1 protein-coding gene is annotated in these 279 nt (G+C 42.7%); it reads left to right on the forward strand.

Annotated elements, in window-relative coordinates:
* Nucleotides 1-279, forward strand: a 279-nt coding sequence (locus ACSG5Z_RS32600; RefSeq protein WP_435713008.1) for a molybdopterin-dependent oxidoreductase, incomplete at both ends; no start/stop codon positions are given.

The raw sequence follows: 279 nt of genomic DNA on the forward strand, positions 1-279 counted from the left end.
GTTCAAGAAAAGTTCTTATCAAAAACAGCTCGTTTTGCTGATGTTATTTTACCGGCAGCACCAAGCTTAGAAAAAGAAGGAACGTTTACGAATACAGAGCGCCGTATTCAACGATTATATGAAGTATTGAAACCGCTTGGTGATTCCAAACCAGACTGGTGGATGTTGCAAAAAGTTGCTCGTGCACTGGGCGGGGATTGGAATTACGAAAGTCCATGTGAAATTATGGACGAAATCGCATCACTTGCACCGTTATACTCTCAAGCGACGTATGACCGT

The organism is Bacillus pretiosus (genome assembly GCF_051294775.1).
Lineage (GTDB): Bacteria > Bacillota > Bacilli > Bacillales > Bacillaceae_G > Bacillus_A > Bacillus_A wiedmannii.